The 24,623-nt window shown below is 57.1% G+C and carries 21 protein-coding genes and 1 pseudogene; 13 read left to right on the top strand and 9 right to left on the bottom strand.

Annotated features, from left to right (window positions below):
* The 8 genes and pseudogenes from ACP7A4_RS05490 to ACP7A4_RS05455 all read left to right on the top strand — a co-directional run.
* Positions 1 to 369 (top strand): hypothetical protein (locus ACP7A4_RS05490; protein WP_426245854.1); only part of this gene is annotated, 369 nt, incomplete at its 5' end.
* Positions 366 to 605: a hypothetical protein gene (locus tag ACP7A4_RS05485; protein WP_426245852.1), complete on the top strand. Its 240-nt coding sequence runs from the start codon at positions 366 to 368 to the stop codon at positions 603 to 605. The genes ACP7A4_RS05490 and ACP7A4_RS05485, both read left to right, overlap by 4 nt.
* A pseudogene (locus ACP7A4_RS05480) lies at positions 602 to 984 on the top strand (SAM-dependent methyltransferase). The gene ACP7A4_RS05485 and the pseudogene ACP7A4_RS05480 overlap by 4 nt, the downstream one beginning before the upstream one ends.
* A gap of 172 nt (positions 985 to 1,156) precedes the next feature.
* Complete coding sequence (locus ACP7A4_RS05475) at positions 1,157 to 1,501, top strand: helix-turn-helix domain-containing protein (RefSeq protein ID WP_239658795.1); 345 nt, start codon at positions 1,157 to 1,159, stop codon at positions 1,499 to 1,501.
* Positions 1,396 to 2,523, top strand: coding sequence for a tyrosine-type recombinase/integrase (locus ACP7A4_RS05470; protein ID WP_426245907.1), 1,128 nt, complete (start codon positions 1,396 to 1,398; stop codon positions 2,521 to 2,523). The genes ACP7A4_RS05475 and ACP7A4_RS05470 overlap by 106 nt, the downstream gene beginning before the upstream one ends.
* Positions 2,524 to 2,561: 38 nt before the next feature.
* Positions 2,562 to 4,334, top strand: a complete 1,773-nt coding sequence (locus ACP7A4_RS05465; protein WP_426245849.1) for an N-acetylglutaminylglutamine amidotransferase — start codon at positions 2,562 to 2,564, stop codon at positions 4,332 to 4,334.
* Between the two features lie 3 nt (positions 4,335 to 4,337).
* Complete coding sequence (gene ngg / locus ACP7A4_RS05460; RefSeq protein WP_059764165.1) at positions 4,338 to 6,083, top strand: N-acetylglutaminylglutamine synthetase; 1,746 nt, start codon at positions 4,338 to 4,340, stop codon at positions 6,081 to 6,083.
* 75 nt (positions 6,084 to 6,158) lie between these two features.
* Complete coding sequence (locus tag ACP7A4_RS05455; protein WP_426245847.1) at positions 6,159 to 7,346, top strand: osmoprotectant NAGGN system M42 family peptidase; 1,188 nt, start codon at positions 6,159 to 6,161, stop codon at positions 7,344 to 7,346.
* A gap of 95 nt (positions 7,347 to 7,441) precedes the next feature.
* Here the strand turns inward: ACP7A4_RS05455 and cysG are convergent, their stop codons facing one another.
* The 6 genes from cysG to ACP7A4_RS05425 are packed head-to-tail and all read right to left on the bottom strand — an operon-like array spanning position 7,442 to position 14,963.
* Positions 7,442 to 8,836: a siroheme synthase CysG gene (cysG, locus tag ACP7A4_RS05450; RefSeq protein WP_059764169.1), complete on the bottom strand. Its 1,395-nt coding sequence runs from the start codon at positions 8,834 to 8,836 to the stop codon at positions 7,442 to 7,444.
* On the bottom strand, positions 8,837 to 10,117 hold the full coding sequence (gene serS / locus ACP7A4_RS05445) for a serine--tRNA ligase (RefSeq protein ID WP_059764171.1): 1,281 nt from the start codon (positions 10,115 to 10,117) through the stop codon (positions 8,837 to 8,839). It lies immediately after the preceding gene.
* Positions 10,118 to 10,133: 16 nt separating this feature from the next.
* On the bottom strand, positions 10,134 to 10,508 hold the full coding sequence (gene crcB, locus ACP7A4_RS05440; RefSeq protein WP_048365313.1) for a fluoride efflux transporter CrcB: 375 nt from the start codon (positions 10,506 to 10,508) through the stop codon (positions 10,134 to 10,136).
* Positions 10,505 to 11,830: a replication-associated recombination protein A gene (locus ACP7A4_RS05435; RefSeq protein ID WP_059764173.1), complete on the bottom strand. Its 1,326-nt coding sequence runs from the start codon at positions 11,828 to 11,830 to the stop codon at positions 10,505 to 10,507. Before ACP7A4_RS05435 ends, crcB begins: the two co-directional genes overlap by 4 nt.
* Before the next feature lie 54 nt (positions 11,831 to 11,884).
* Positions 11,885 to 12,508, bottom strand: coding sequence for an outer membrane lipoprotein chaperone LolA (lolA, locus tag ACP7A4_RS05430; protein WP_059764176.1), 624 nt, complete (start codon positions 12,506 to 12,508; stop codon positions 11,885 to 11,887).
* A gap of 52 nt (positions 12,509 to 12,560) precedes the next feature.
* Positions 12,561 to 14,963 carry a DNA translocase FtsK gene (locus ACP7A4_RS05425; protein WP_426245843.1) on the bottom strand — a complete coding sequence of 801 codons (2,403 nt, stop codon included), beginning with the start codon at positions 14,961 to 14,963 and terminating at the stop codon, positions 12,561 to 12,563.
* A gap of 425 nt (positions 14,964 to 15,388) precedes the next feature.
* Here ACP7A4_RS05425 and aat point away from each other — a divergent pair, with 425 nt between their 5' ends.
* The 3 genes from aat to infA all read left to right on the top strand — a co-directional run bounded on the left by aat (position 15,389) and on the right by infA (position 17,151).
* A complete protein-coding gene (gene aat / locus ACP7A4_RS05420; RefSeq protein ID WP_426245841.1) occupies positions 15,389 to 16,069 on the top strand; it encodes a leucyl/phenylalanyl-tRNA--protein transferase in 681 nt (226 codons plus the stop codon).
* Positions 16,070 to 16,123: 54 nt separating this feature from the next.
* Complete coding sequence (locus tag ACP7A4_RS05415) at positions 16,124 to 16,831, top strand: arginyltransferase (protein WP_059764182.1); 708 nt, start codon at positions 16,124 to 16,126, stop codon at positions 16,829 to 16,831.
* 101 nt (positions 16,832 to 16,932) lie between these two features.
* Positions 16,933 to 17,151, top strand: a complete 219-nt coding sequence (gene infA / locus ACP7A4_RS05410; RefSeq protein ID WP_002553999.1) for a translation initiation factor IF-1 — start codon at positions 16,933 to 16,935, stop codon at positions 17,149 to 17,151.
* A 171-nt stretch (positions 17,152 to 17,322) separates the two neighbouring features.
* Here infA and clpA read toward each other — a convergent pair whose 3' ends face one another.
* Positions 17,323 to 19,593 (bottom strand): ATP-dependent Clp protease ATP-binding subunit ClpA, encoded by a 2,271-nt coding sequence (gene clpA / locus ACP7A4_RS05405; RefSeq protein ID WP_048365307.1) that lies wholly within the window; start codon positions 19,591 to 19,593, stop codon positions 17,323 to 17,325.
* Positions 19,594 to 19,622: 29 nt separating this feature from the next.
* Positions 19,623 to 19,985: an ATP-dependent Clp protease adapter ClpS gene (gene clpS / locus ACP7A4_RS05400; protein WP_047274327.1), complete on the bottom strand. Its 363-nt coding sequence runs from the start codon at positions 19,983 to 19,985 to the stop codon at positions 19,623 to 19,625.
* A 225-nt stretch (positions 19,986 to 20,210) separates the two neighbouring features.
* Here clpS and ACP7A4_RS05395 point away from each other — a divergent pair, with 225 nt between their 5' ends.
* On the top strand, positions 20,211 to 20,489 hold the full coding sequence (locus ACP7A4_RS05395) for a cold shock domain-containing protein (protein WP_125828513.1): 279 nt from the start codon (positions 20,211 to 20,213) through the stop codon (positions 20,487 to 20,489).
* A 74-nt stretch (positions 20,490 to 20,563) separates the two neighbouring features.
* Here the strand turns inward: ACP7A4_RS05395 and icd are convergent, their stop codons facing one another.
* Entirely contained in the window at positions 20,564 to 21,820 is a 1,257-nt protein-coding gene (icd, locus tag ACP7A4_RS05390; protein WP_048365305.1) for an NADP-dependent isocitrate dehydrogenase, read from the bottom strand.
* A gap of 466 nt (positions 21,821 to 22,286) precedes the next feature.
* On the opposite strand from icd, the gene ACP7A4_RS05385 reads away from it, so the two are divergent.
* On the top strand, positions 22,287 to 24,509 hold the full coding sequence (locus tag ACP7A4_RS05385; protein ID WP_059764184.1) for an NADP-dependent isocitrate dehydrogenase: 2,223 nt from the start codon (positions 22,287 to 22,289) through the stop codon (positions 24,507 to 24,509).
* Positions 24,510 to 24,623 lie beyond the last annotated feature (114 nt).

Genomic DNA, 24,623 nt, shown 5'->3' with positions numbered 1-24,623 from the left:
GAACTGCTCAAGGATAATTACGGCCATGACAGCGATGGCGACGGGCATCCGGCAAGCTACCGGCCTGGCCTGTATGAAGGCGGCACGGTCTATCGCGGGATTGAGTGTAAGGATGACCCAGCACGCTTCTTGCCAGACGCTAACGATGTGACCCAACGGATGTACGAAAACGCCTGCGATAGCGATGCCAGCGAGTGGGTTGACGCCTATCCAGACCTCAGCAAAGCGGCTGAGGCTGAGCTGGATATCGCGCTTGCTCCACTGAAAGCTTGGGCTCGCAAGCACTGCCAGCCAGACTTCTTCACCATCAAGGACAGTACACCGCACATCGTCACTGCTGAAGATGTTAGTCGGAGCAAGAAGTCATGAGCGACAACCCAAAGCCCACCGATGCCGAAATAAAAGCCCAGATCATGTATTGGGGCTCGCAACAGATGACCTATGTCATTCGTAACGGTCTGAGCATGGCTGGGTACAAGGGTTTAAAAACCGATTGGGTTCGCCGTCAACTGGAACGCCTGGAGCGCGCCGGCCAGGTCAAGCGCGCGCCCTCAGTTTATGCCAGGCAGATCTGCTGGGCCTTGGTTGAGGTGGTAAGGCCATGACCGTCGCCTTAAAAATCCTCGACCCCTGCTGCGGCAGCCGCATGTTCTGGTTCGACAAGGGCGACCAGCGCGCACTGTTCGGGGATATTCGTGACGAGCAACATGTGCTCTGTGATGGCCGTGCGCTGAACGTTGAACCCAACGTCATCATGGACTTTCGCACCCTGCCCTTCGCTGACGGTGCATTTAAGTTGGTGGTATTCGATCCGCCGCACCTGACCCGCGCCGGGCGTGATAGCTGGCTGCGTGCCAAGTACGGCCTGCTCACCGATGACTGGCGGGACGACTTGACCAAGGGGTTTGCAGAGTGCTTTCGCGTGTTGGCCATAAGTCCGGCAAGCGTGTGAACACACACTGGATGACGTTTATGAAGCGCTAAACCTTCTGCTTCAAACCCAAACCTCACAACTCAATCAACCTGCCGCCCCAGGCGGGCAAGGATTTTTCATGCCTGAGATTAAGAGTCACCACCGGTGGGCGTTTATCACCTTCGAATTCATCTTTCACATCATCAAGACTGCCCGACCTACAGCGGGCGGCAGGAGGTAATTATGGCAGCAGCTGAAAAACTGAGCGATGAGTCAGGCCATGACAAGGTCACAGAAAAACGAATGGCTGAACTACTTGGCACGACACCGAAAGCCCTTCAGCGTAAACGTGAACGCAACATCATCCCCGCCGGTGTCTGGTCGAAAATCGACGGGCGAATCATGTACAGCAAATGGAGGTACGACGAATGGCTAGAGAGCCAATGGAGCTGCCCACTGGAGTTGAGCTTGTCGGGAAGTCGATCAGGATCAGGTTCTCTTGGAACAAAAAGCGGCACTGTGAAACGCTCACTCTCCCGCAAAGCGCAAGGGGGATCGCAGCAGCCGAGGCTTTACGTTCTCAAGTAATGCAACTTGCCAAGCTGGAAGCGCTAACGCCTGAAAAATACAGGGAGCTATTCCCGAATAGCCGAAGCGACTCCTCTGGACAGATGCCGATATTTTTCGACTATGCCCAGGACTGGCTGAACAGCCTCCAGATCGAAGACAGCACTCGGAAGAACTACCGAAGCACCATGCAGAACTATTGGGTGCCGCATTTGGCCCTATACCCTCTCGACAAGATCACGCCGGTGCTGATGCGCAAAATCGTCAACGGCATTACATGGACTTCGCCGATTCGCAGGAAGGGAGCAATCCGACTTGTCACTAGCCTGTTAACCCAAGCGGTAAACGATGAGTTGATTCTGAGAAATCCGGCCAACTCTATACCGCCGACACGAGTTACCAAGCGCGAGATTGATCCTTTCAGTCGCGAGGAGGCAGACGAGTTGATAGGTAAGCTGTACGAAGTGACGAGTGGTTTGCAGTCGATTTACGCGTGCTTTTTTGAGTTCTCGTTCTATACAGGAATGCGTCCAGGAGAAGCGATGGCTCTGCGTTGGAGTGAGGTTGATACACGCTCTCGGCGCGCCAAGGTGTGCCGTATTCGGATATACGGCAAGATCAAGGAGAGGACAAAAACGAAGGTGTCACGGGAAGTTTTATTGAACGATCGAGCTTTACAGGCGCTCGAAAAAGCCAGACTCCTTACGGCGGCGCGCTCTGATTATGTTTTCGCGCCGGAAGGATCGGGTGAGAGATCAGAGTTGTACATCCGTTCCGAAACAGGGGCCAAGCGCTATTGGTTGGCAGCGTTGCGTAAAAGCGGTATTCGATATCGTCGGATGTATGACACCAGGCACACCTACGCGACGATGTGCCTTATGTCAGGAATGAACCCGGCGTTCATCGCTGCGCAGCTTGGACACAGCGTTCAGGTTTTGCTTTCAACCTATGCCAAGTGGATCAGCTCTTCGAGTGATTTTGCGGAGCTTGAGAAGCTGGATTTGCCGAAAAATGGTACGAAATTGGTACTTGAATCACGGTAAATGTGCGACGGCCCAACGATTACAAGGGCTTTAGCTTTATGTGTGGATTAGCTGGCGAGATACGTTTTGATCACCAACCTGCCGACTTGGCAGCCATCGAACGCATTACCCACCACCTGGCACCCCGCGGGCCTGATGCCTGGGGTTTTCACAGTCAGGGACCGATTGCCTTGGGGCATCGCCGTCTGAAAATCATGGATTTGTCGGACGGCTCGGCGCAGCCGATGGTCGACAACCAACTGGGGTTGTCCCTGGCATTCAATGGCGCAATCTATAACTTTCCTGAACTGCGCGCAGAACTCGAAAACCTCGGCTATGCCTTTTATTCCGACGGCGACACCGAGGTGCTGCTCAAGGGTTTTCACGCCTGGGGCGAAGCGTTATTACCCAAACTCAATGGCATGTTTGCCTTTGCCATTTGGGAGCGTGATACCCAACGCCTGTTCATTGCCCGCGACCGCTTAGGGGTCAAGCCGCTCTACCTGTCGCGAACCGGCCAGCGCTTGCGCTTTGCTTCCACGCTGCCGGCATTGCTCAAGGGGGGCGATATCAGCCCCATGCTCGATCCGGTTGCACTGAACCATTACTTGAACTTTCATGCCGTAGTGCCTGCACCGCGCACGCTGATCGCCGGTATTGAAAAGCTGCCACCCGCCACCTGGTTGCGTGTCGACGCCGACGGCCATACCGAACAGAAGACCTGGTGGACACTGCCTTATGGCCCCCATGCCGACGAAGCAAACCTGACCCTTGAAGACTGGCGCGACCGGGTACTGGACAGCACCCGCGAGGCGGTTGCCATCCGCCAGCGCGCCGCGGTGGATGTGGGCGTGTTGCTCTCGGGCGGGGTCGACTCCAGCTTGTTGGTGGGTCTGTTGCGCGAAGTGGGCGTACAGGATCTGTCGACTTTTTCTATCGGTTTTGAAGACGCAGGCGGCGAGCGCGGCGACGAATTCCAGTACTCGGATTTGATTGCCAAGCATTACGGCACCCGTCATCACCAACTGCGCATTGGCGAGCACGAGATCATTGAGCAACTGCCCGCGGCCTTCCGCGCCATGAGCGAACCGATGGTCAGCCATGACTGCATTGCCTTTTACTTGCTCTCGCGTGAGGTGGCCAAGCATTGCAAAGTCGTACAAAGCGGCCAGGGCGCGGATGAACTGTTTGCCGGTTATCACTGGTACCCCCAGGTGGATGGCGCCAGCGATCCCTATAGCGCTTATCGCGAGGCATTTTTTGATCGCAGCTTCGACGACTACAAAGCCACCGTGCAGCCACAGTGGCTGACCGCCAACGATGCCGCTGGCGACTTCGTGCGTGAACATTTCGCACAGCCGGGGGCGGACGCCGGGGTGGATAAAGCACTGCGTCTGGACAGCACCGTGATGCTGGTGGATGACCCGGTCAAACGTGTCGACAACATGACGATGGCCTGGGGCCTGGAAGCACGCACGCCGTTTTTGGACTATCGCCTGGCCGAGCTGTCGGCGCGTATTCCGGCGCGCTTCAAACTGCCCGACGGCGGCAAGCAAGTGCTCAAGGAAGCCGCGCGCCTGGTAATCCCCAGCGAGGTGATTGATCGCAAGAAGGGATACTTCCCGGTGCCGGGTCTCAAGCATTTGCAAGGGGACACGCTCAACTGGGTCCGCGAGCTGTTGCTCGATCCGAGCCAGGACCGGGGTTTGTTCCAACCGGCCATGCTCGATCGCCTGCTGACCAATCCGCACAGCCAACTGACGCCCCTCAATGGTTCAAAACTGTGGCAATTGGCGGCGCTGAATCTGTGGTTAAGCGAACAAGGAATCTGAGCGATGAAACCTCTCGCCACGGTCTATAGCCAACGCTTGATACGCGGTCAAGCCCCCTCTTATGAACGCTTGCAAGCGCGCCTGGCCGAAGATGGCAGCCCGCTGGATGCTCAACCTGTGGCCATTCATTGTGGCTGGGGGCGTTTGCTGATCGGGCACACCTTTCCCGATGCGGCCACTCTGGCCAATGAACTGCTCAATGAGCACACCGGCGAGCGTGACATCGCGTTGTACGTGGCCGCGCCGCAGCAGGTACTGGCCCAGGCACCACAGCAATTGTTTCTCGACCCCTCCGACACCCTGCGCTTGTGGTTTACCGATTACCGCCCTGCCACACGGGTATTTCGCGGTTTTCGCATTCGCCGTGCGCAAAACGAAGCCGACTGGGTTGCCATCAATACGCTGTACACCGCACGTAACATGCTGCCTGTTGACCCGACTTTGCTCACATCGCGGCATCAAGGCGGGCCTGTGTACTGGATCGCCGAAGATGAAGACAGCGGCGCGGTGATTGGCAGCGTGATGGGCCTCAATCACCACACCGCCTTCCATGACCCGGAAAACGGCAGCAGCTTATGGTGCCTGGCGGTAGACCCGCATTGCACACGCCCAGGCGTGGGTGAAGTGCTGGTGCGCCATTTGGTCGAACACTTCATGAGCCGAGGCCTGAGCTACCTCGACTTGTCAGTGCTGCACGACAACCAGCAGGCGAAGAGCCTGTATCACAAGCTGGGTTTTCGCACGCTGTCGACCTTTGCCATCAAGCGTAAAAACGGCATTAACCAGCCGCTGTTTCTTGGGCCGGGTCCTGAGGTCGGACTGAACCCGTATGCGCGCATCCTCGTCGAAGAAGCCTACAAGCGCGGTATCGACGTGCACATCGATGACGCCAGCGCCGGACTGTTCACCCTCTCTCACGGCGGGCGGCGCATTCGCTGTCGCGAGTCACTGTGCGACTTGACCAGCGCCATCAGCATGAGTTTGTGCCAAGACAAAAGCCTGACGCACAAGGTGCTGAGCCAAGCGGGCCTGAACCTGCCCGCCCAACAATTGGCGGGTAATGCGGATGACAACCTGGCCTTTTTGGAGCAACACGGGCGCATCGTGGTCAAGCCACTGGATGGTGAACAGGGCGACGGTGTGGCGGTGGACCTGAGCACCCTAAATCAAGTGCAACAAGCCATTGAGGCTGCGCGGGCGTTTGACAGCCGGGTCTTGCTCGAAAGTTTTCATCAGGGCCACGACCTGCGCATTGTCGTGATCGGCTTTGAAGTGGTCGCCGCCGCCATCCGCCGTCCTGCACACGTGGTGGGCGATGGCCATCACAGCGTCCACCAACTGATCGAAGCACAAAGCCGTCGACGTCAAGCCGCAACCGATGGCGAAAGCCGCATCCCGATGGACACCGAAACCCTGCGCACCGTACAAGCCGCCGGGTATGAGTACGCAAGTATTCTGCCTGCGGGGCACACATTGGCCGTGCGCCGAACCGCCAACCTGCACACGGGCGGCTGCCTGGAGGATGTAACCGATGTGTTGCACCCGGTGTTGGCCGACGCGGCCATCCGCGCCGCCAGGGCGCTGGATATTCCAGTGGTCGGCCTGGACCTGATGGTGCCCGCTGCCGATCAACCCGAGTATGTGTTTATCGAAGCCAACGAGCGGGCCGGTCTGGCTAACCACGAACCGCAACCCACCGCTGAGCGCTTCATCGACTTGCTCTTTCCCCACAGTCAGCCAGCGCCTTAAGCGCGCTCGCTGAACGTCATCCCAAGGCACGTCGCGTGGGCACCTTTCGCGACGGGCCTCGCCTCAGGAGTTTTTATGAATCGCAACCTGCCGCAACCCGATCTCGATTACCTGCAACGGGTCTTGCTGGAAATGCTCGCCATTCCCAGTCCCACCGGCTTCACTGACACCATCGTGCGCTATGTGGCAGAACGTCTTGAAGAACTGGGCATCCCTTTCGAACTGACGCGCCGAGGCACGTTGCGTGCAACCCTTAAAGGCCAGCAAAGCAGCCCGGACCGCGCGGTTTCAGCGCATTTGGACACCATCGGCGCCAGCGTGCGGGCGATCAAGGACAACGGCCGCCTGGTGTTGGCGCCGGTGGGCTGCTGGTCCAGCCGTTTTGCAGAGGGCAGCCGCGTCAGTTTGTTTACCGATAATGGCGTGATTCGCGGCAGCGTCTTGCCGTTGATGGCTTCGGGGCATGCGTTTAATACCGGAGTGGATGAGCTGCCGATCAGTTGGGATCACATCGAGCTGCGTCTGGATGCCTACTGCGCAACCCGTGCAGACTGCGATTCGTTGGGGATCAACGTGGGGGATTTTGTCGCCTTCGATCCACTGCCCGAATTTACCGAGAGCGGGCATATCAGCGCCCGCCACCTGGACGACAAAGCCGGTGTTGCCGCGTTGTTGGCGGCATTGAAAGCGATCGTGGAAAGTGGCGAGCAGCCACAAATCGACTGTCACCCGCTGTTTACCATTACCGAAGAAACCGGCAGCGGCGCCGCAGCGGCATTGCCGTGGGATGTGAGTGAGTTTGTCGGGATTGATATTGCGCCGGTCGCACCGGGCCAGCATTCCAGCGAACACGCCGTCAGTGTGGCAATGCAAGATTCGGGCGGGCCATACGACTATCACTTGTCGCGGCATTTGTTGCGCTTGGGGGCCGAACACGAACTCCCCGTGCGACGGGACATGTTTCGTTATTACTTCAGCGATGCACACTCGGCGGTCACCGCAGGGCATGACATTCGTTGCGCCTTGTTGGCGTTTGGCTGCGACGCGACCCACGGCTATGAACGCACGCACATCGACAGCCTGGCAGCACTGAGCCGTTTGCTCGGGGCGTACATGATGAGTCCGCCCGTGTTTGCCAGTGATGCACAGCCCGCGCAGGGTTCGCTGGACCGGTTCAGTCACCAGCTTGAGCACGACACGCAAATGGAGAGCGACACACGCGTGCCGTCAGTGGACAGTTTGGTGGGCGATAACCGCGACTGAAACCCCGCGCCCGCGGAGCAGGTGGCGCAGGCTGCGGTCTTTTGAAGTGACAAGATCAAAAGATCGCAGTCGGCGCCAGCACCTACAGGGCAGGTTTAAACCTGTGCTTGGGCGCCTTCAAACCACGCGAGCTTCTCACGCAGCAGGACCACTTCGCCTACGATCACCAGTGTCGGGGCATGCACTTCGTGTTCTGCCACCAGGGTCGCAAGGTTGCCCAGCGTGCCTGTGAACACTCGCTGGTTCGAGGTCGTGCCCTGTTGAATCAACGCCGCTGGCGTATCAGCAGAACGACCGTGCTGGATCAGCTGTTCACAGATGATCGGCAAACCCACCAGCCCCATGTAGAACACCAGCGTTTGTGCTGGAGCAACCAAGTCGCTCCACGGCAGATTGCTGGTGCCGTCTTTCAAGTGACCGGTGACAAAACGCACGGATTGCGCGTAATCACGGTGGGTCAAGGGAATGCCTGCATACGCCGCACAACCACTGGCCGCCGTGATGCCTGGCACAACCTGGAAGGGAATCCCATGCGCCGCCAGCTCTTCGATTTCTTCACCGCCGCGACCAAAAATAAACGGATCGCCGCCTTTGAGCCGCACCACCCGCTTGCCTTGCTTGGCCAAATCAACCAGTTGCTGGTTGATCTGGTCTTGCGGAACGGCATGATCGGCACGGCGCTTGCCCACATAAATGCGTTCAGCATCACGTCGGCACAGTTCCAGAATCGCGGGCGCTACCAAGCGGTCGTACAGCACCACATCCGCTTGCTGCATTAAACGCAAGGCACGAAAGGTCAACAGATCCGGATCACCCGGCCCGGCGCCCACGAGATAGACCTCGCCGGTGGCCTTGCTCGCTTCACCGTTGATCTTGGCCAGCAACAGGCGCTCTGCTTCGGCGCCCTGACCCGCCAGCTGGCGGTCGGCAATCGGGCCTTGAAACACGTCTTCCCAAAATGCACGGCGCTGTTGCACATCTGGAAACAGGCCTTTGACCTGAGCTCGAAAGCGCGCCGCAAGTCCCGCCAACTGACCGTAGGTCGAAGGGATCCAGGTTTCGAGCTTGGCGCGAATCAACCTCGCCAGCACGGGTGCATCGCCGCCACTGGAGACCGCGATCACCAGCGGTGAACGGTCGACGATGGCCGGGAAGATCACGCTGCACAAGGCCGGTGCATCCACCACATTGACCGGCACGCAGCGCCGATGGGCATCGGCGGAGACTTGCGCATTCAGTGGCTCGTCGTCCGTGGCAGCAATGATCAGCACACACCCTTGCAGGTCGGCCTCCACATAGCCGCGCAAAACACGCTCACCACCGCTGCTGCTAATCAACTCACACAACTGCGGCTCAATGGCGGGTGCAACTACCCGCAACACCGCACCGGCATCCGCCAGCAGGCGGGATTTGCGCAAGGCAATTTCCCCGCCGCCGACCACCAGTACACGGCTGCCACGCAGGTTATGAAACAGCGGCAGAAACTCCATTTAGCCGATGACCTCAATGCCGCCCATGTAAGGCTTGAGCACGTCCGGTACACGGATCGAACCGTCTGCCTGCTGGTAGTTTTCCAGCACAGCGACCAACGTACGCCCTACTGCCAGCCCCGAACCGTTAAGCGTATGCACCAGCTCCGGCTTGCCGGTTTCCGGGTTGCGGAAGCGTGCTTGCATGCGCCGCGCCTGGAAATCACCGCAGTTGGAGCACGACGAAATTTCGCGGTACTTGTCCTGGCTCGGAATCCACACTTCCAGGTCATAGGTCTTGATAGCACTGAAACCCATGTCGCCGGTGCACAGCGCCAGCGTGCGGTACGGCAGCTCAAGCAATTGCAACACTTTCTCGGCGTTAGCCACCAGGCCTTCCAGTGCGTCCATCGAGGTCGATGGCTCAACGATCTGGACCATTTCAACCTTGTCGAACTGGTGCTGGCGAATCATGCCGCGCGTGTCACGACCCGACGCGCCCGCTTCACTGCGAAAGCACGGCGTGTGCGCGACGAATTTGATCGGCAACGCTTTGTGCTCGACGATTTCGCCGGCGACGATGTTGGTCAGCGTGACTTCAGCTGTTGGGATCAGGTAGAAGTCCGCTTCGCCTTCGCGGCTGATTTTGAACAGTTCTTCTTCGAACTTGGGCAACTGGCCAGTGCCTTGCAGCGCAGGCGCCTGAACCAGATAAGGCGTGTAAGCCTCTTCGTAGCCGTGTTCGCCGGTATGCAGGTTGATCATGAATTGCGCCAACGCGCGATGCATACGGGCAATCGGGCCGCGCAGCAAGGCAAAGCGGGCACCGGACAATTTGGCGGCGGTTTCGAAATCCAGCCAGCCGTATTGCTCACCGAGCGCAACGTGGTCCTTGATCTCGAAATCAAACGTTTTGGGCGTGCCCCAACGACGGATCTCGACGTTACCGTCTTCGTCGGCGCCGACCGGTACCGAGGCGTCCGGCAGGTTCGGCAGGCTCAACAGGATCGAGTCCAGTTCGGTCTGGATCACGTCCAGAGCAACTTTCCCGTTGTTCAGCTCAGTGCCCATATTTTCAACACTGGCCATCAATGGCGCGATGTCTTCACCGCGCGCCTTGGCTTGACCAATGCTCTTGGAGATTGCATTACGCTCGGCCTGGAGCTTCTCGGTCAGGGTCTGGACTTCTTTGCGCTGGGCTTCGAGCGCGTCGATGCGCGCCACGTCCAGCGTGAAGCCTCGGGATGCCAGGCGATCCGCTACGTCCTGAAGGTTGCTACGTAACAGTTTGGAATCGAGCATGTCGGTTTCTCGTTTATCAAAGTTTGGTCAGGGACAGGCCAGCCCAGGTTGCGAGCAGCCCGCCGAATACGCTGAGGGCCGCATAGCCCAGTGCCAGTAGCACTTGCCCGCTTTCGAGCAGGCGCACCGTATCCAGTGAAAAGGATGAAAAAGTGGTCAAGCCACCCAGGAACCCCACCATCAGTCCGGCACGGACTTCAATCGGTACTTCCGGGCGGATCAAAAAAAGTCCGTAAAGGATGCCAATCAACAGGCAGCCCACGATATTAACGGCCAACGTCGCCGTATAGAAGTGCCGCGGCCAATTCGCGTTGATCCAGTTACCGCTAGCAAAGCGTATCAAGGTGCCCGCGACACCGCCGACAGCCACGGCTGCAATCAAAGGAATCATGGTTTTCTCCGCTGTACCGGGCTGATGCGATCCAGGGCCGCCAGGTGTTTTAGCTTCTCGCCGATTTTAAGCTCCAGGCCACGCGGCACCGGCTGATACAGCGCCAAAGGCTGCAACTCATCCGGGAAGTAGTCTTCGCCTGCGGCGTAGGCATCCGGCTCATCATGGGCGTAACGGTACTCATCGCCGTAGCCGAGTTGCTTCATCAACTTGGTCGGTGCGTTGCGCAAATGCAGCGGCACTTCAAGCGAGCCATATTCAGAGGCACTGCGCAAAGCAGCTTTGAAGCCCATGTACACCGCATTGCTTTTGGGCGCGCAGGCCAGATAAGTGATGGCCTGTGCAACAGCCAACTCACCTTCCGGGCTGCCCAGACGCTCTTGCACGTCCCAGGCAGACAAGCACAGGCTCAGGGCTCGCGGGTCAGCGTTACCGATGTCTTCGCTGGCCATGCGCACCACGCGTCGTGCGATATACAGCGGGTCGCAACCGCCATCGATCATGCGTGCAAACCAGTACAGGGCGCCGTCAGGGTTGGAGCCGCGAACCGATTTGTGCAATGCCGAGATCTGGTCATAGAAGGCTTCACCGCCCTTGTCGAAACGCCGCTGCGTATCACCCAGCAGGCTTTGCAACAGGTCCGTACCGATTTCGCTGTTGTCTTCGGCAAGATCGGCGGCGTTTTCCAGCAGGTTGAGCAAACGCCGGCCGTCGCCGTCGGCTGCGCGCAGCAAAATATGAAAACCCTCATCGCTGAGGGTCAAGCCACGCTTGCCCAAGCCTTTTTCTTCAGTCAGCGCGCGCTGTACCAGTTTGAGCAAGGCGGCTTCATCGAGGCTCTTGAGCACGTAGACCCGCGCCCGAGACAACAGGGCGTTGTTCAACTCAAAAGAGGGATTTTCAGTGGTCGCGCCAATGAAGATCAGCGTGCCATCTTCGACGTAAGGCAAGAATGCATCCTGCTGCGACTTGTTGAACCGATGCACTTCGTCAACAAACAGGATGGTGCGACGACCATATTGCCCCGCCTGCTGCTTGGCGATTTCGACCGCCTGGCGGATTTCCTTCACGCCCGCCAGCACGGCTGAAACGGTTTCAAAATGCGCATCCGAGACTTCTGCCAGTAACCGCGCCAAGGTGGTTTTACCCACACCCGGCGGGCCCCAGAAGATCATCGAGTGCAGCGCACCCTGCTCCAGTGCTTCACGCAGGGGCTTGCCCCGCGCCAGCAGGTGTTGCTGGCCGACGTACTCATCCAGGTTGGCGGCCCGCAAACGGGCGGCCAGCGGCTGAGCAATCGGCGCACTTCGAAACAGGTCCATCACTACTTGAACAACCTCACTGGGGTCTGACGATGATCTGTACGGGAGCCGGGGTTATTCCTGGATGACATCAGCGCCTTTAGGCACGTCGAACTTGAATTTGCTCGCAGGGACATCCTCATTCACCTTTACCCCGTTAAACAGGATGTTGGTGCGCTGGCCCACGCTGTCGATCAACTGCATTTCGTTGATCTTGCCATTGCGAAAAGACAAGCGCAGCGAATCGAACAGGGTGTCTTTGGTCTTGGGCTTAAGGATGAAATCCATCACTTCGCCTTGCTCTTTGGAGGTGACGTCATAACTCTGTTCGATTTTCGATACATCGCCCGACAGCAGCAATGCCGGGGTCTGGGTCAGTCGCTGATCCAGCTTTTTGATCGTCGCCTGTTCCAGATCAGGGTCCCAGAGAGTGACCTTCTGGCCATCGGAAATCATGGTTTGTTCATTCGGCGCATCGGTGTGCCAGTAAAACAGGCCCGGACGCTTGACCGACATTTCGCCTGCCGTTTCTTGCAATTGGGTTCCGCTGCCATCCAGCGTCAATTGGGAGAAGCGCGCAGTGATGGTATTGGACTGACCCAGCAGTTGACCCAAGCGCTGTACATCCGCAGGGCCGGCATGGGCCGCAAGCGAAGACAAAGCCAATACCGGTAGCAACAGCATGCTGACAAAACGCATGAAAATCCTCTTTGATTAGGTAAGCCCAGTTCGCGGACACGCCGCGAGCTGATCAGTCGCGTATTGGAGCCGGCGCCAGTACTTCGCGCGAGCCATTAGTGTTCATTGAGGTTACGACCCCGGCCATCTCCATGGATTCAATCATGCGAGCAGCCCGGTTGTAGCCGATTTTCAATTTGCGTTGTACCGCAGAGATCGACGCGCGACGGCTTTCCAGCACAAACTGCACCGCTTCGTCGTACAGCGCGTCGGTTTCTGCATCGTCTCCACCTTCACTGCTGCCGCCTTCGAAACCGCTGCCGGCCTCTTCAACGCCGTTAAGGATGTCATCGTTGTAATCCGGGCTGCCGCGCAGTTTCCAGGCTTCTACCACGCGGTGCACTTCTTCATCGGATACAAAAGCGCCATGCACACGAATCGGCAGGCTGGTGCCGGGCGGCATGTAGAGCATGTCACCGTGGCCCAGCAATTGCTCGGCGCCGCCTTGATCGATGATGGTGCGTGAGTCGATCTTGCTCGACACCTGAAACGCCATGCGCGTCGGGATGTTGGCTTTGATCAGGCCCGTGATCACGTCCACCGAAGGACGCTGGGTCGCGAGAATCAAGTGGATGCCCGCCGCACGGGCCTTCTGTGCGATACGCGCGATCAGCTCTTCAACCTTTTTGCCGACGATCATCATCATGTCGGCAAATTCGTCGACCACCACCACGATGGTCGGCAACTTGGTGAGCAGCGGTGCTTCGTCGTGAATGCTTTCGCGCTTGTACAGCGGGTCGGTCAACGGCTCGCCTGCCGCTTCTGCGTCTTTGATCTTCTGATTGAAGCCCGCGAGGTTTCGCACGCCCATCTTGGCCATCAACTTGTAGCGGCGCTCCATCTCCGCCACGCTCCAACGCAGGGCGTTGGCTGCGTCTTTCATGTCGGTCACGACCGGGCACAGCAAATGCGGAATGCCTTCGTAGATCGACAGCTCAAGCATTTTCGGGTCGATCATGATCAGCTTGGCGTCTTCTGGGCCAGACTTGAACAAGATCGACAGGATCATGGCGTTCACACCCACCGACTTACCGGAACCGGTAGTACCGGCTACCAGCAAGTGAGGCATTTTTGCCAGATCGGTAATCACCGGTTTGCCACCGATGTCATGCCCCAGCGCCAACGTGACAGGTGACTTGGCATTGTCAAACTCAGGGGTCGAGAGCACTTCACTGAACCGCACGATTTGGCGGTCCTCGTTGGGAATCTCGATACCGACCGTGGTTTTACCGGGAATGACTTCAACCACACGCACACTGGTCACCGCCAGTGATCGGGCAAGGTCTTTGGCCAGGTTGGCGATGCGGCTGACCTTGACCCCGGCAGCCGGCTGGATCTCATAGCGGGTGATTACAGGGCCGGGATGGATCGAATCCACGGCCACCTCAACCCCGAACTCTTTAAGTTTGATCTCAAGCAAGTGCCCCACCGCCGCGAGAGACTCGGGGGAATAATTGAGTTGTTTCTTTTCGGCCGGGTCGAGGATCGAGATCGGTGGCAACGTGCCCTCAACCGCACTGTCGACAAACAACGGCGCCTGTTTTTCTTTCTGTACGCGCTTGCTAGGCTCCGGCGCTTTGGCCGGTGCAGGGGCAATCACGGCCGGCACGTGCTTCTCGCGCTCAGACATGTGCTTGCTTAGCGCCTGTTCGCGCTCGATCAAACGCTCTTTGGCCTTGGCCTGTTCGCGCTTGTCGCAAACGCTGGGCGCCACCACTTCGCTCACGCGGGTATCGACCTCACGCAGTTGGGCGACCATTTGTTTGCGCTCGGCACGGTCCGACCACCAGCGATTGGCGGCCCCCTGGATCAGTTCAAACAGATCAAGGGTGATTTTGCCGGTGACATCCATCACCTTGAACCATGACAGGTCGGTAAATACCGTCAGGCCAAACAGGAACAAAGCAATCAGCAGCAATGTGCTGCCCTGCACGTTCAGCGCGTTTCTGGCCAGATCGCCCAGGCTTTCGCCCAATGCCCCACCCGCACCCGCTGGCAAGCCCGCAGCCGAGTGGAAGTGAATATGCGCCAGCGCGGCCCCCGAGAGCACCAGAAAAACCAGGCCAATCAAACGCCACGAAAACAACCAGCCGCTCCACTGCCAGGGCTGATGCCGTTCGCGAAAAATCTGATACGCCTTGACCGCCAGCAGCAACGGGAAAATATACGCAAAGTAACCGAGCACCATGAACAGGATGTCAGCGCTGTACGAGCCAGCGGGCCCGCCGAAGTTCTGCACATCGACCACGCGGCTGTTGTGGCTCCAGCCGGGATCGTCCTTGCCATACGTGAGCAAGGCCATCATCAGAAACAGGCATAAGGCGCCAATAGCGATCAATGCACCTTCCTTGAGACGGTAGTGCAATTGCTGACGCCAGAGAGGAACATCTTTAGGTGCTGCTGTGGATTTCTTCAAAACGCGTGTTTTCCTGCGCCTGTGGCGCGCCCAACTATTGATTGACTGCAAAATACTGCTCACAGAGAGCAGGTGACAAGTTCAGACATGAAACTGGACTAGCCTTGCACACAGCCTTGTACTATTACGTCTTTTCCATGACCAGCCCGCCATGAAAGACATTGAACACTGTGCAGCTTAGAACAGCTCAAACAGGCGGGCCATTGTACGGGTTTAGGCCGCTGATGCCATGCTGGCACAGGACGTAACAGAAATTGTCTTGTGCAAGGCTGCCATGCGCCAATTTGAGCATGCATTACCTTTTGTGACAAAGACTTATACCACTCTCAAAACAGAGCTTACATTTCACCGGCAGATCGACTGAGACCGCACGTGTGCGAGAGAGTTGCAGCCCCCCCTCCCCTCCTTGTGTAAGACTGACTGCCATGCTGACCTGGTTAAAACGCGACACGTTGACGTTTCCACCCCTGAGCAAAGCCATGCGCGAACCCAATGGCTTGCTGGCGGCAGGCGGCGACCTGTCGGCCGACCGGTTGATCCAGGCCTATCGCCACGGCTGCTTCCCATGGTTTAGCGAAGGCCAGCCCATCCTCTGGTGGTCACCAGACCCGCGCACCGTATTGTTTCCCGAGGAGCTGCACGTATCGCGCAGTCTGGGCAAACTGTTGCGCCAGCAGCGCTACCAGGTAACGTTTGATCGCGATTTCAGCGCCGTCATCAGCGCTTGCGCCGCGCCGCGCCCGTATGCAGACGGGACCTGGATCACGAACGACATGCAACAGGCTTACATTGAGCTTCACGCCCGCGGGCACGCCCATTCGGTTGAAGTGTGGGACAACAACGAACTGGTCGGCGGCCTGTATGGTCTGGCGATGGGCCAACTATTTTTTGGCGAATCCATGTTCAGCCGCGCAGACAACGCATCAAAGGTCGGCTTTGCCACCCTGGTCAGACAGCTACAAGCATGGGGCTTTGTCCTGATTGATTGCCAGATGCCCACCGAGCACCTTCAAAGCCTGGGCGCTCGCTCGATACCTCGCGAACAATTCGCCGACTTCCTGCATAACCACCTCGACCAGCCTACAACCGCACAGTGGGTTTTGTAGGCGAGTTTTACGAGCTGGCTTACACTTAATTCAATGTTTTCCCGAGGGCCGATCATGACCGAGCTGGCGCGCTTGAAGTTTTATGCCACTCAACCTCACGCTTGCAGCTACCTGCCCGACGAACAAGCCACCACGCTGTTCCTCGACCCTAGCCAGCCAATGGACGTGCAGGTGTATGCCGACTTGTCCGAAATGGGCTTCAGGCGCAGTGGCGACCACCTGTATCGTCCGCACTGCCTCAAATGCGACGCGTGTACCCCTGCACGCATACCCGTTGCCCTGTTCACCCCCAATCGTCAGCAAAAACGCATTTTCAAGCGCAATGCCGACTTACACGTACAGGTGGCCAAGCCGGGGTTCAGCGAAGAGCATTTCGACCTGTATCAGCGCTACATCGAACAGCGTCATGCCGATGGCGACATGTATCCGCCGAGCCGCGATCAGTTTTCGACCTTTTTGGTACGCGACCTGCCGTTTTCCAGGTTTTATGAGTTTCGACTGGACGGACGGTTGCTGGCAGTGGCGGTGACTGACGTGCTGCCCAATGGTTTATCGGCGGTCTACACCTTTTACGAACCCGCTGAAGAGCGCCGCAGCCTGGGCCGCTACGCCATCCTGTGGCAAATAGACGAAGCCCGGCGCTTGGGACTGGACGCCGTGTACCTGGGTTACTGGATCAAAAACTGCAAAAAAATGAATTACAAGACCGAATACAGGCCCATTGATCTGCTGATTAATCAAAGATGGAGCACTCTTTACTAACCCCCCCTTGGCTTGAACCCCATTTTTCGGGCACAATGCACGCCGCTTTTGCCTGGCGCAGTTGCACCGGGCCATTCACTGGACACCGAGGGCTTTACTGCATGTCGAAAGAAGACAGCTTCGAAATGGAAGGCACTGTCGTCGACACCCTGCCCAACACCATGTTTCGCGTGGAGTTGGAAAATGGGCACGTCGTAACCGCGCATATCTCCGGCAAGATGCGCAAGAACTACATTCGTATTCTTACCGGTGACAAAGTGCGCGTCGAGCTGACGCCCTATGACTTGAGCAAAGGGCGCATCACTTACCGCGCCCGTTAATCTAGTCAATACAAAACGCCCGGTTATGCCGGGCGTTTTTGTTTGCCTGCGATTTGTCGCGCCCCCTATTCGCAGGCTGCGAGCCTTTGCGGATTCGCCAAACACCTAAAAGGCTATGCCGAACACCATAAAAAAAGCGCCTTTCGGCGCTTTTTTTAAAGCTACATCACATCAAGCCATTTCGACTGAGGTCTCAAACTCAAAGGTCAACTCACCGTCTTTCAGGTCGATGTGCACCACACCGCCATGATCGGCCAGCTCACCGAAGAGAATTTCTTCCGCCAACGGACGCTTGATCTTGTCCTGAATCAGACGTGCCATCGGGCGGGCGCCCATCAACACGTCATATCCACCGGCTGCCAGCCAACCACGCGCCGCATCCGTCACCTCAAGCTGCACATGCTTGTCTTCCAGCTGCGCTTGCAACTCGGTGAGGAACTTGTCCACCACATGCTTGATCACCTCATGGCTGAGGCGACCAAATTGGATAATGGTGTCCAGACGGTTACGGAACTCCGGCGTGAAGCTCTTCTTGATCGCCTCCATCGCATCGGACGAGTGATCCTGGAAGGCAAAGCCGATCGACGCCCTCGACGCTGTTTCGGCACCCGCGTTGGTGGTCATGATGACGATCACGTTGCGGAAGTCAGCTTTACGCCCGTTGTTGTCGGTCAGCGTGCCGTGATCCATAACCTGCAACAGCAAGTTAAAGACTTCAGGATGCGCCTTCTCGATCTCATCAAGCAGCAGCACGCAATGTGGCTGCTTGGTGATGGCTTCGGTCAACAAACCACCCTGATCGAAGCCAACGTAGCCAGGAGGTGCACCGATCAGGCGAGAGACGGTGTGACGCTCCATGTACTCGGACATATCGAAACGTACCAGCTCAACACCCAATGCCTTGGCCAACTGACGAGCCGCTTCAGTTTTACCGACACCGGTTGGCCCAGCGAACAGGAACGAACCTACGGGCTTGTCTGGCGACTTCAGACCGGCACGCGACAATTTGATTGCCGTCGACAGCGAATCAATCGCTGCGTCCTGACCAAATACCGTCAGCTTCAGGTCACGCTCAAGGTTACGCAGCAGCTCCTTGTCAGAACTGGACACATGCTTTGGCGGAATACGGGCAATTTTTGCCACGATATCTTCGACCTGCTCGACCTCAATGCGCTTGACGCGCTTCTCGACCGGCTGCAGACGCTGATAAGCACCCGCTTCGTCAATCACATCGATGGCCTTGTCCGGCATGTGCCGGTCATTGATATAACGCGACGCCAGCTCGGCCGCTGCACGCAGTGACTCATCGCTGTATTCGATATTGTGATGCTGCTCGAAACGCCCTTTCAGGCCGCGCAGGATACCGATGGTGTCTTCCACCGACGGCTCGGACACATCGACTTTCTGGAAGCGTCGTGCCAATGCACGATCCTTCTCGAAAATGCCGCGAAATTCCTGGAATGTCGTCGAGCCAATGCAGCGAATATCCCCCGAAGACAGCAGAGGCTTGAGCAGGTTGGAAGCGTCCATCACGCCACCTGACGCCGCGCCAGCACCAATAATGGTGTGGATTTCGTCGATGAACAGAATCGCCTGCGGGCGCTTTTTCAGCTCACCGAGCAACGCCTTGAAACGTTTTTCGAAATCGCCACGGTACTTGGTACCCGCCAGCAATGCGCCGAGATCAAGGGAGTAAACGATGCTGTTAGCCAGCAGGTCAGGTACCTGATTGTCGACGATACGCTTGGCCAGGCCTTCGGCAATCGCAGTTTTACCCACCCCGGCCTCACCCACCAGCAACGGGTTGTTTTTACGGCGGCGCGCCAGGATTTGAGCCACGCGCTCAACTTCCATCTCGCGCCCAACCAGCGGATCGATCCGACCCTGACGGGCCAGTTCATTCAAGTTGCTGGCGTAGGCATCCAGCGGATTGCTGGAAGAAGAAGGCTCACCGCCTTCTTCATCCTGCATGTCTTGCTCACCTTCAGAGTGATCGCCATGGCCAGGCACTTTGGAAATACCGTGAGCGATGAAGTTGACGACATCAATGCGCGCAACACTCTGCTGCTTGAGCAGGAATACCGCCTGACTCTCCTGCTCACTGAAAATCGCGACCAGCACGTTAGCGCCGGTTACCTCACGCTTGCCCGAACTCTGCACGTGGAACACGGCACGTTGCAGAACACGCTGGAACCCGAGCGTAGGCTGGGTTTCGCGATCTTCATCGTGAACGGGGATCAAGGGGGTTGTGGAATCAATAAACTCTTGCAGGTCATGCTTGAGTTTGTCGAGGTTTGCGCCGCAAGCGCGTAGAACGGTTGCGGCCGCCTCATTATCTAAAAGCGCAAGAAGGAGGTGCTCAACCGTCATGAATTCATGACGCTTGGAGCGGGCTTCCTTGAAGGCAAGATTGAGGGTGACTTCGAGCTCGCGGTTTAACATGGCTTCACCTCATACCCAAGTGGTCGGCGTTAACCGTCCTTCTCGATTTCACAGAGTAGCGGATGCTGGCTTTCGCGTGCGTACTGGTTTACCTGCATGGCCTTGGTCTCGGCGATGTCGCGGGTAAAGATGCCGCACACTGCCCGTCCTTCTGTATGAACGGCCAGCATGACCTTGGTCGCCAATTCGCGATTCAAGTTAAAAAACACCTCAAGCACTTCGACAACGAAATCCATGGGTGTGTAGTCATCGTTGAACAAAACCACCTTGTACATCGGCGGCGCCTGAAGAGCAGGCTTAGCTTCTTGCACAGCCAAGCCAGCGGAGTCGTCGTCATCAAAATCGGGTCGATCCTGATTGAATGTTAGTCGAATCTGGCTGATTGCATGCATGGAAAGAAAGGTTCGTCGTTGAGCAATTACAGAGATGGAGGCAAGCGTGTCAATTTTCAACAGCGCCGCCGCGTGACCTTGACTATCGGTAAAACGGTGTTACAACCATTGGTACCCACAGTGGGGAATAAAGGTCCGCACAGTCAACCACTTTTGGTGGTCGATGTGCGAGTGAACTGGATGATACTCCAGTGATGGAGTTGTTTGCAGCAGAGGGATATGAGCATGCAAGGCACGGTCAAGTGGTTCAACAATGCCAAAGGCTTCGGCTTTATCAATACAGATGCCAAGGAAGGCAAAGATGAACAAGGAGACAAGATCGACTTTTTCGCCCATTTTTCGGCAATCGACATGGACGGCTATAAAACCCTGAAAGCGGGCCAGCCGGTAAGTTTCGAGATTACACAAGGCCCTAAAGGGCTGCACGCCGTGAAAATCACAAGCAGCCCACTCAACGCCCTACCGCAAATGACTGCGACAGAGGTTAAAACCCTCTCGGTCTGACCCACCGGCTCCACAGTCAGCGTTAAAAAAGGCCGATTCATTCACTTGAATCGGCCTTTTTAGTCACTGCGCGTTTACATATGCGCAATCAGCGCATCACCAAAGCCCGAAGACGAAACCAAGGTTGCGCCGTCCATTAGCCGCTCAAAATCATAGGTCACGGTTTTGGCCGATATCGCACCATTGGTGCCCTTGATGATCAGGTCTGCGGCTTCGGTCCAACCCATATGCCGCAACATCATTTCAGCGGAGAGAATCAGCGAACCGGGGTTCACCTGGTCCTTGCCTGCATATTTAGGCGCCGTGCCGTGAGTGGCCTCAAACATGGCAATGGTGTCGGACAGGTTGGCTCCCGGCGCAATACCGATACCGCCCACCTCGGCTGCCAGGGCATCGGAGAGGTAGTCGCCATTGAGGTTCAGCGTGGCAATCACGTCATATTCAGCCGGACGCAGCAGAATTTGTTGCAGCATCGCATCGGCAATGGCGTCTTTAACAATGACATTGCGTCCCGTTTTGGGATTTTTGAACTGCATCCACGGGCCGCCGTCGAGCAGCGTCGCACCAAACTCTTGGGCCGCGACTTCATAGGCCCACTCTTTGAAGGCGCCCTCGGTAAATTTCATGATGTTGCCTTTGTGCACGATGGTCAGCGACTCGCGGTCGTTATCCACCACATATTGCAAGGCTTTGCGCGCCAGGCGCTGAGTGCCTTCTTTGGACACTGGCTTGACGCCAATCCCGCAGTCCTGATCAAAACGGATCTTGGTCACGCCCATTTCTTCTTTCAGAAACTTGATAACCTTGATCGCTTCCGGTGAACCGGCCTTCCACTCGATACCGGCGTAGATGTCCTCGGAGTTTTCACGAAAGATGGTCATGTCCACATCACCTGGTTTTTTCACCGGGCTGGGCACACCTTCAAACCAACGCACCGGGCGCAGGCACACATACAAATCGAGCTGCTGGCGCAGGGCAACGTTGAGAGAGCGAATGCCACCGCCAACCGGCGTAGTCAGCGGGCCCTTGATGGAAACGACGTAATCCTTGACGGCGTCCAGGGTTTCTTGCGGCAGCCAAGTGTCCTGATCGTAGACCTGCGTCGCTTTTTCGCCCGCATAGACCTCCATCCAGGAGATTTTTCGCTTGCCTGCGTAGGCTTTGCTAACGGCCGCATCGACAACCTTGATCATGACCGGGCTGATATCGACACCAATACCGTCACCCTCAATGTAGGGAATGACGGGATTGTCGGGCACGTTAAGGGAGTGGTCTGCATTGACGGTGATTTTCTCACCTGCGGCTGGAACCTTGATCTTGTTGTATCCCATGCTGAACTCCATATGTGGGTTTAACATCTATGCCGTTCTGGAGCGTAACCCAGTTAAATGGACAGGCAAATCGAATGTTCCACATACCCGGTTACATGCTTACGACAGCCTGCCTGACAAGTGCGAAAACAAAGGGGTTAGTGCCAAAACGCAGGGCGATATGCGAACGCTTCTTAGACCAATGGATGACCCCTGACCCACCGCAGCCCTCGCCGGAACATTAGTGACCTATGTATACTGCGCCGGTGACCGCGGAGTCATCGCGAGGCACCACATTGCAATGAGTCTTTCAGGCCTAGAAAGGCTGAGCCGTTACCCCGGCTCGACCGCTTGACGCTCTACTGATGCATTCACATCACCGCGAAGAACCTCGACTTTCGGCTCATTGTTCACTGTGAACGAAAGCGCCTACCCTGCGCATCTCGAGAATCTGAGCACGCTCAGCAAAGAAGAGAGTTAATCCGAAATGCCCACCCGTTCGAAGATCATCTATACCTTCACCGACGAAGCTCCGGCGCTCGCCACCTATTCACTGCTGCCTATCATCGAAGCGTTTACCGCCAAGGCTGATATCGCTGTTGAGACGCGCGACATCTCTCTGGCAGGCCGAATCCTTGCCAGCTTCCCCGAGCAATTGGGTGCCAAGGCTGTAGCCGACCACCTCGCCGAACTGGGCGCCCTGGCCGTTACGCCTGAAGCCAATATCATCAAGCTGCCTAACATCAGCGCCTCGGTGCCGCAATTGCAGGCCGCCATCAAAGAACTGCAAGCGCATGGCTTTGATATCCCGCACTACCCGGAGACCGTGACCACTGACGCCGACAAAGAAGTCAAAGCGCGTTACAGCAAAGTCATGGGCAGCGCCGTAAACCCGGTGCTACGCGAAGGCAACTCTGACCGTCGCGCCCCGCTGTCGGTCAAAAACTACGCGCGCAAGCACCCGCACAAAATGGGCGCATGGGCCGCAGACTCCAAGTCCCACGTGGCTCACATGAGCGAAGGCGACTTCTACGGCAGCGAAAAAGCCGCCCTGATCGAAGCCCCGGACAGCGTCAAAATCGAGCTGATCGCTCAAGACGGCACCACCACCGTCCTGAAAGAAAAAACCGCCGTACAAGCCGGTGAGATCATCGACTGCTCTGTCATGAGCAAAAAAGCCCTGCGCCAGTTCGTAGCGGCCGAAATCGAAGACGCCAAAAACAAAGGCGTGCTGTTCTCGGTGCACTTGAAAGCCACCATGATGAAGGTCTCCGATCCGATCATGTTTGGTCAGATCGTGGCTGAGTTCTACAAGGATGCGCTGGAAAAACACGCAGACGTCCTGAAAGAAATCGGTTTCAACCTCAACAACGGCATTGGCGATCTGTACGCTCGCATCAAAGCGCTGCCAGCCGACAAGCAAGCCGAAATCGAAGCAGACATTCAGGCGGTCTACGCCAATCGCCCTGCCCTGGCAATGGTGAACTCCGACAAAGGCATCACCAACCTGCACGTGCCGAGCGACGTTATCGTCGACGCCTCGATGCCGGCCATGATCCGCGACTCCGGCAAGATGTGGAACACCGAAGGTCAGTTGCAAGACACCAAGGCCATCATCCCGGACCGCTGCTACGCCACTATCTATCAGGCGACCATCGAAGACTGCCAGAAGCACGGCGCTTTCGATCCAACCACCATGGGTAGCGTGCCGAACGTTGGCCTGATGGCGCAAAAAGCCGAAGAATACGGCTCGCACGACAAAACGTTCCAAATCAAAAAGCCTGGCGTAGTTCGCGTATCCGACAGCAACGGCAACGTGCTGATGGAACAAAACGTCGAAGAAGGCGATATCTGGCGCATGTGCCAGGCCAAAGACGCGCCGATCCGCGACTGGGTCAAGCTGGCCGTCAACCGCGCTCGCGCCAGCAACACCCCGGCGATTTTCTGGCTCGACCCCCAGCGCAGCCACGACGGCGTGATGATCGAGAAAGTTCAGGCGTACCTGAAGGATCACGACACCAGCGGCCTGGATATCCGCATCATGTCGCCTGTTGAGGCCATGAAGTTCACGCTCGAACGCACCCGCAAGGGTCTGGACACCATTTCGGTGACCGGCAACGTGTTGCGCGACTACCTGACCGACCTGTTCCCGATCATGGAACTGGGCACCAGCGCCAAAATGCTGTCGATCGTACCGCTGATGAATGGCGGCGGTCTGTTCGAAACAGGCGCAGGCGGTTCGGCTCCAAAGCACGTTCAACAATTGCTGGAAGAAAACTTCCTGCGTTGGGACTCGCTGGGTGAGTTCCTCGCACTGGCGGCCTCGCTGGAGCACCTGGGCACGACCTACAACAACCCGAAAGCGTTGGTATTGGCCAAAACCCTGGATCAGGCCACTGGCCAGTTCCTCGACAACAACAAATCGCCATCGCGTAAAGTCGGCAACATCGACAACCGCGGTAGCCACTTCTACCTGGCGCTGTACTGGGCACAAGCCCTGGCAGCCCAGACTGAAGACAAAGAGCTGCAAGCCCAATTTGCTCCTGTAGCAAAAGCCATGACCGAGAACGAGGCAACTATCGTTGCTGAACTCAACGCCGTGCAGGGCAAGCCTGTTGATATCGGTGGTTACTACCACGCCGATGCAGACAAGGTGAGCAAAGTAATGCGCCCTAGCGCCACACTGAACGCGATCATCGCCGCCGTGTAAGAGCAACATCGCAACACCACAAACCCCGGCCCACGACGCCGGGGTTTGTGTTTTTAAATCGAACACAAAACTTGTCGAAGCCGGCCAAGGCTGCGATCTTTTGATTTTTATAAA

This window comes from Pseudomonas sp. TWR3-1-1, from assembly GCF_049896545.1.
Lineage (GTDB): Bacteria > Pseudomonadota > Gammaproteobacteria > Pseudomonadales > Pseudomonadaceae > Aquipseudomonas > Aquipseudomonas weihenstephanensis.
Note: the sequence above shows the minus strand (reverse complement) of the source record. Positions and strands in the feature narration are given on the sequence as shown.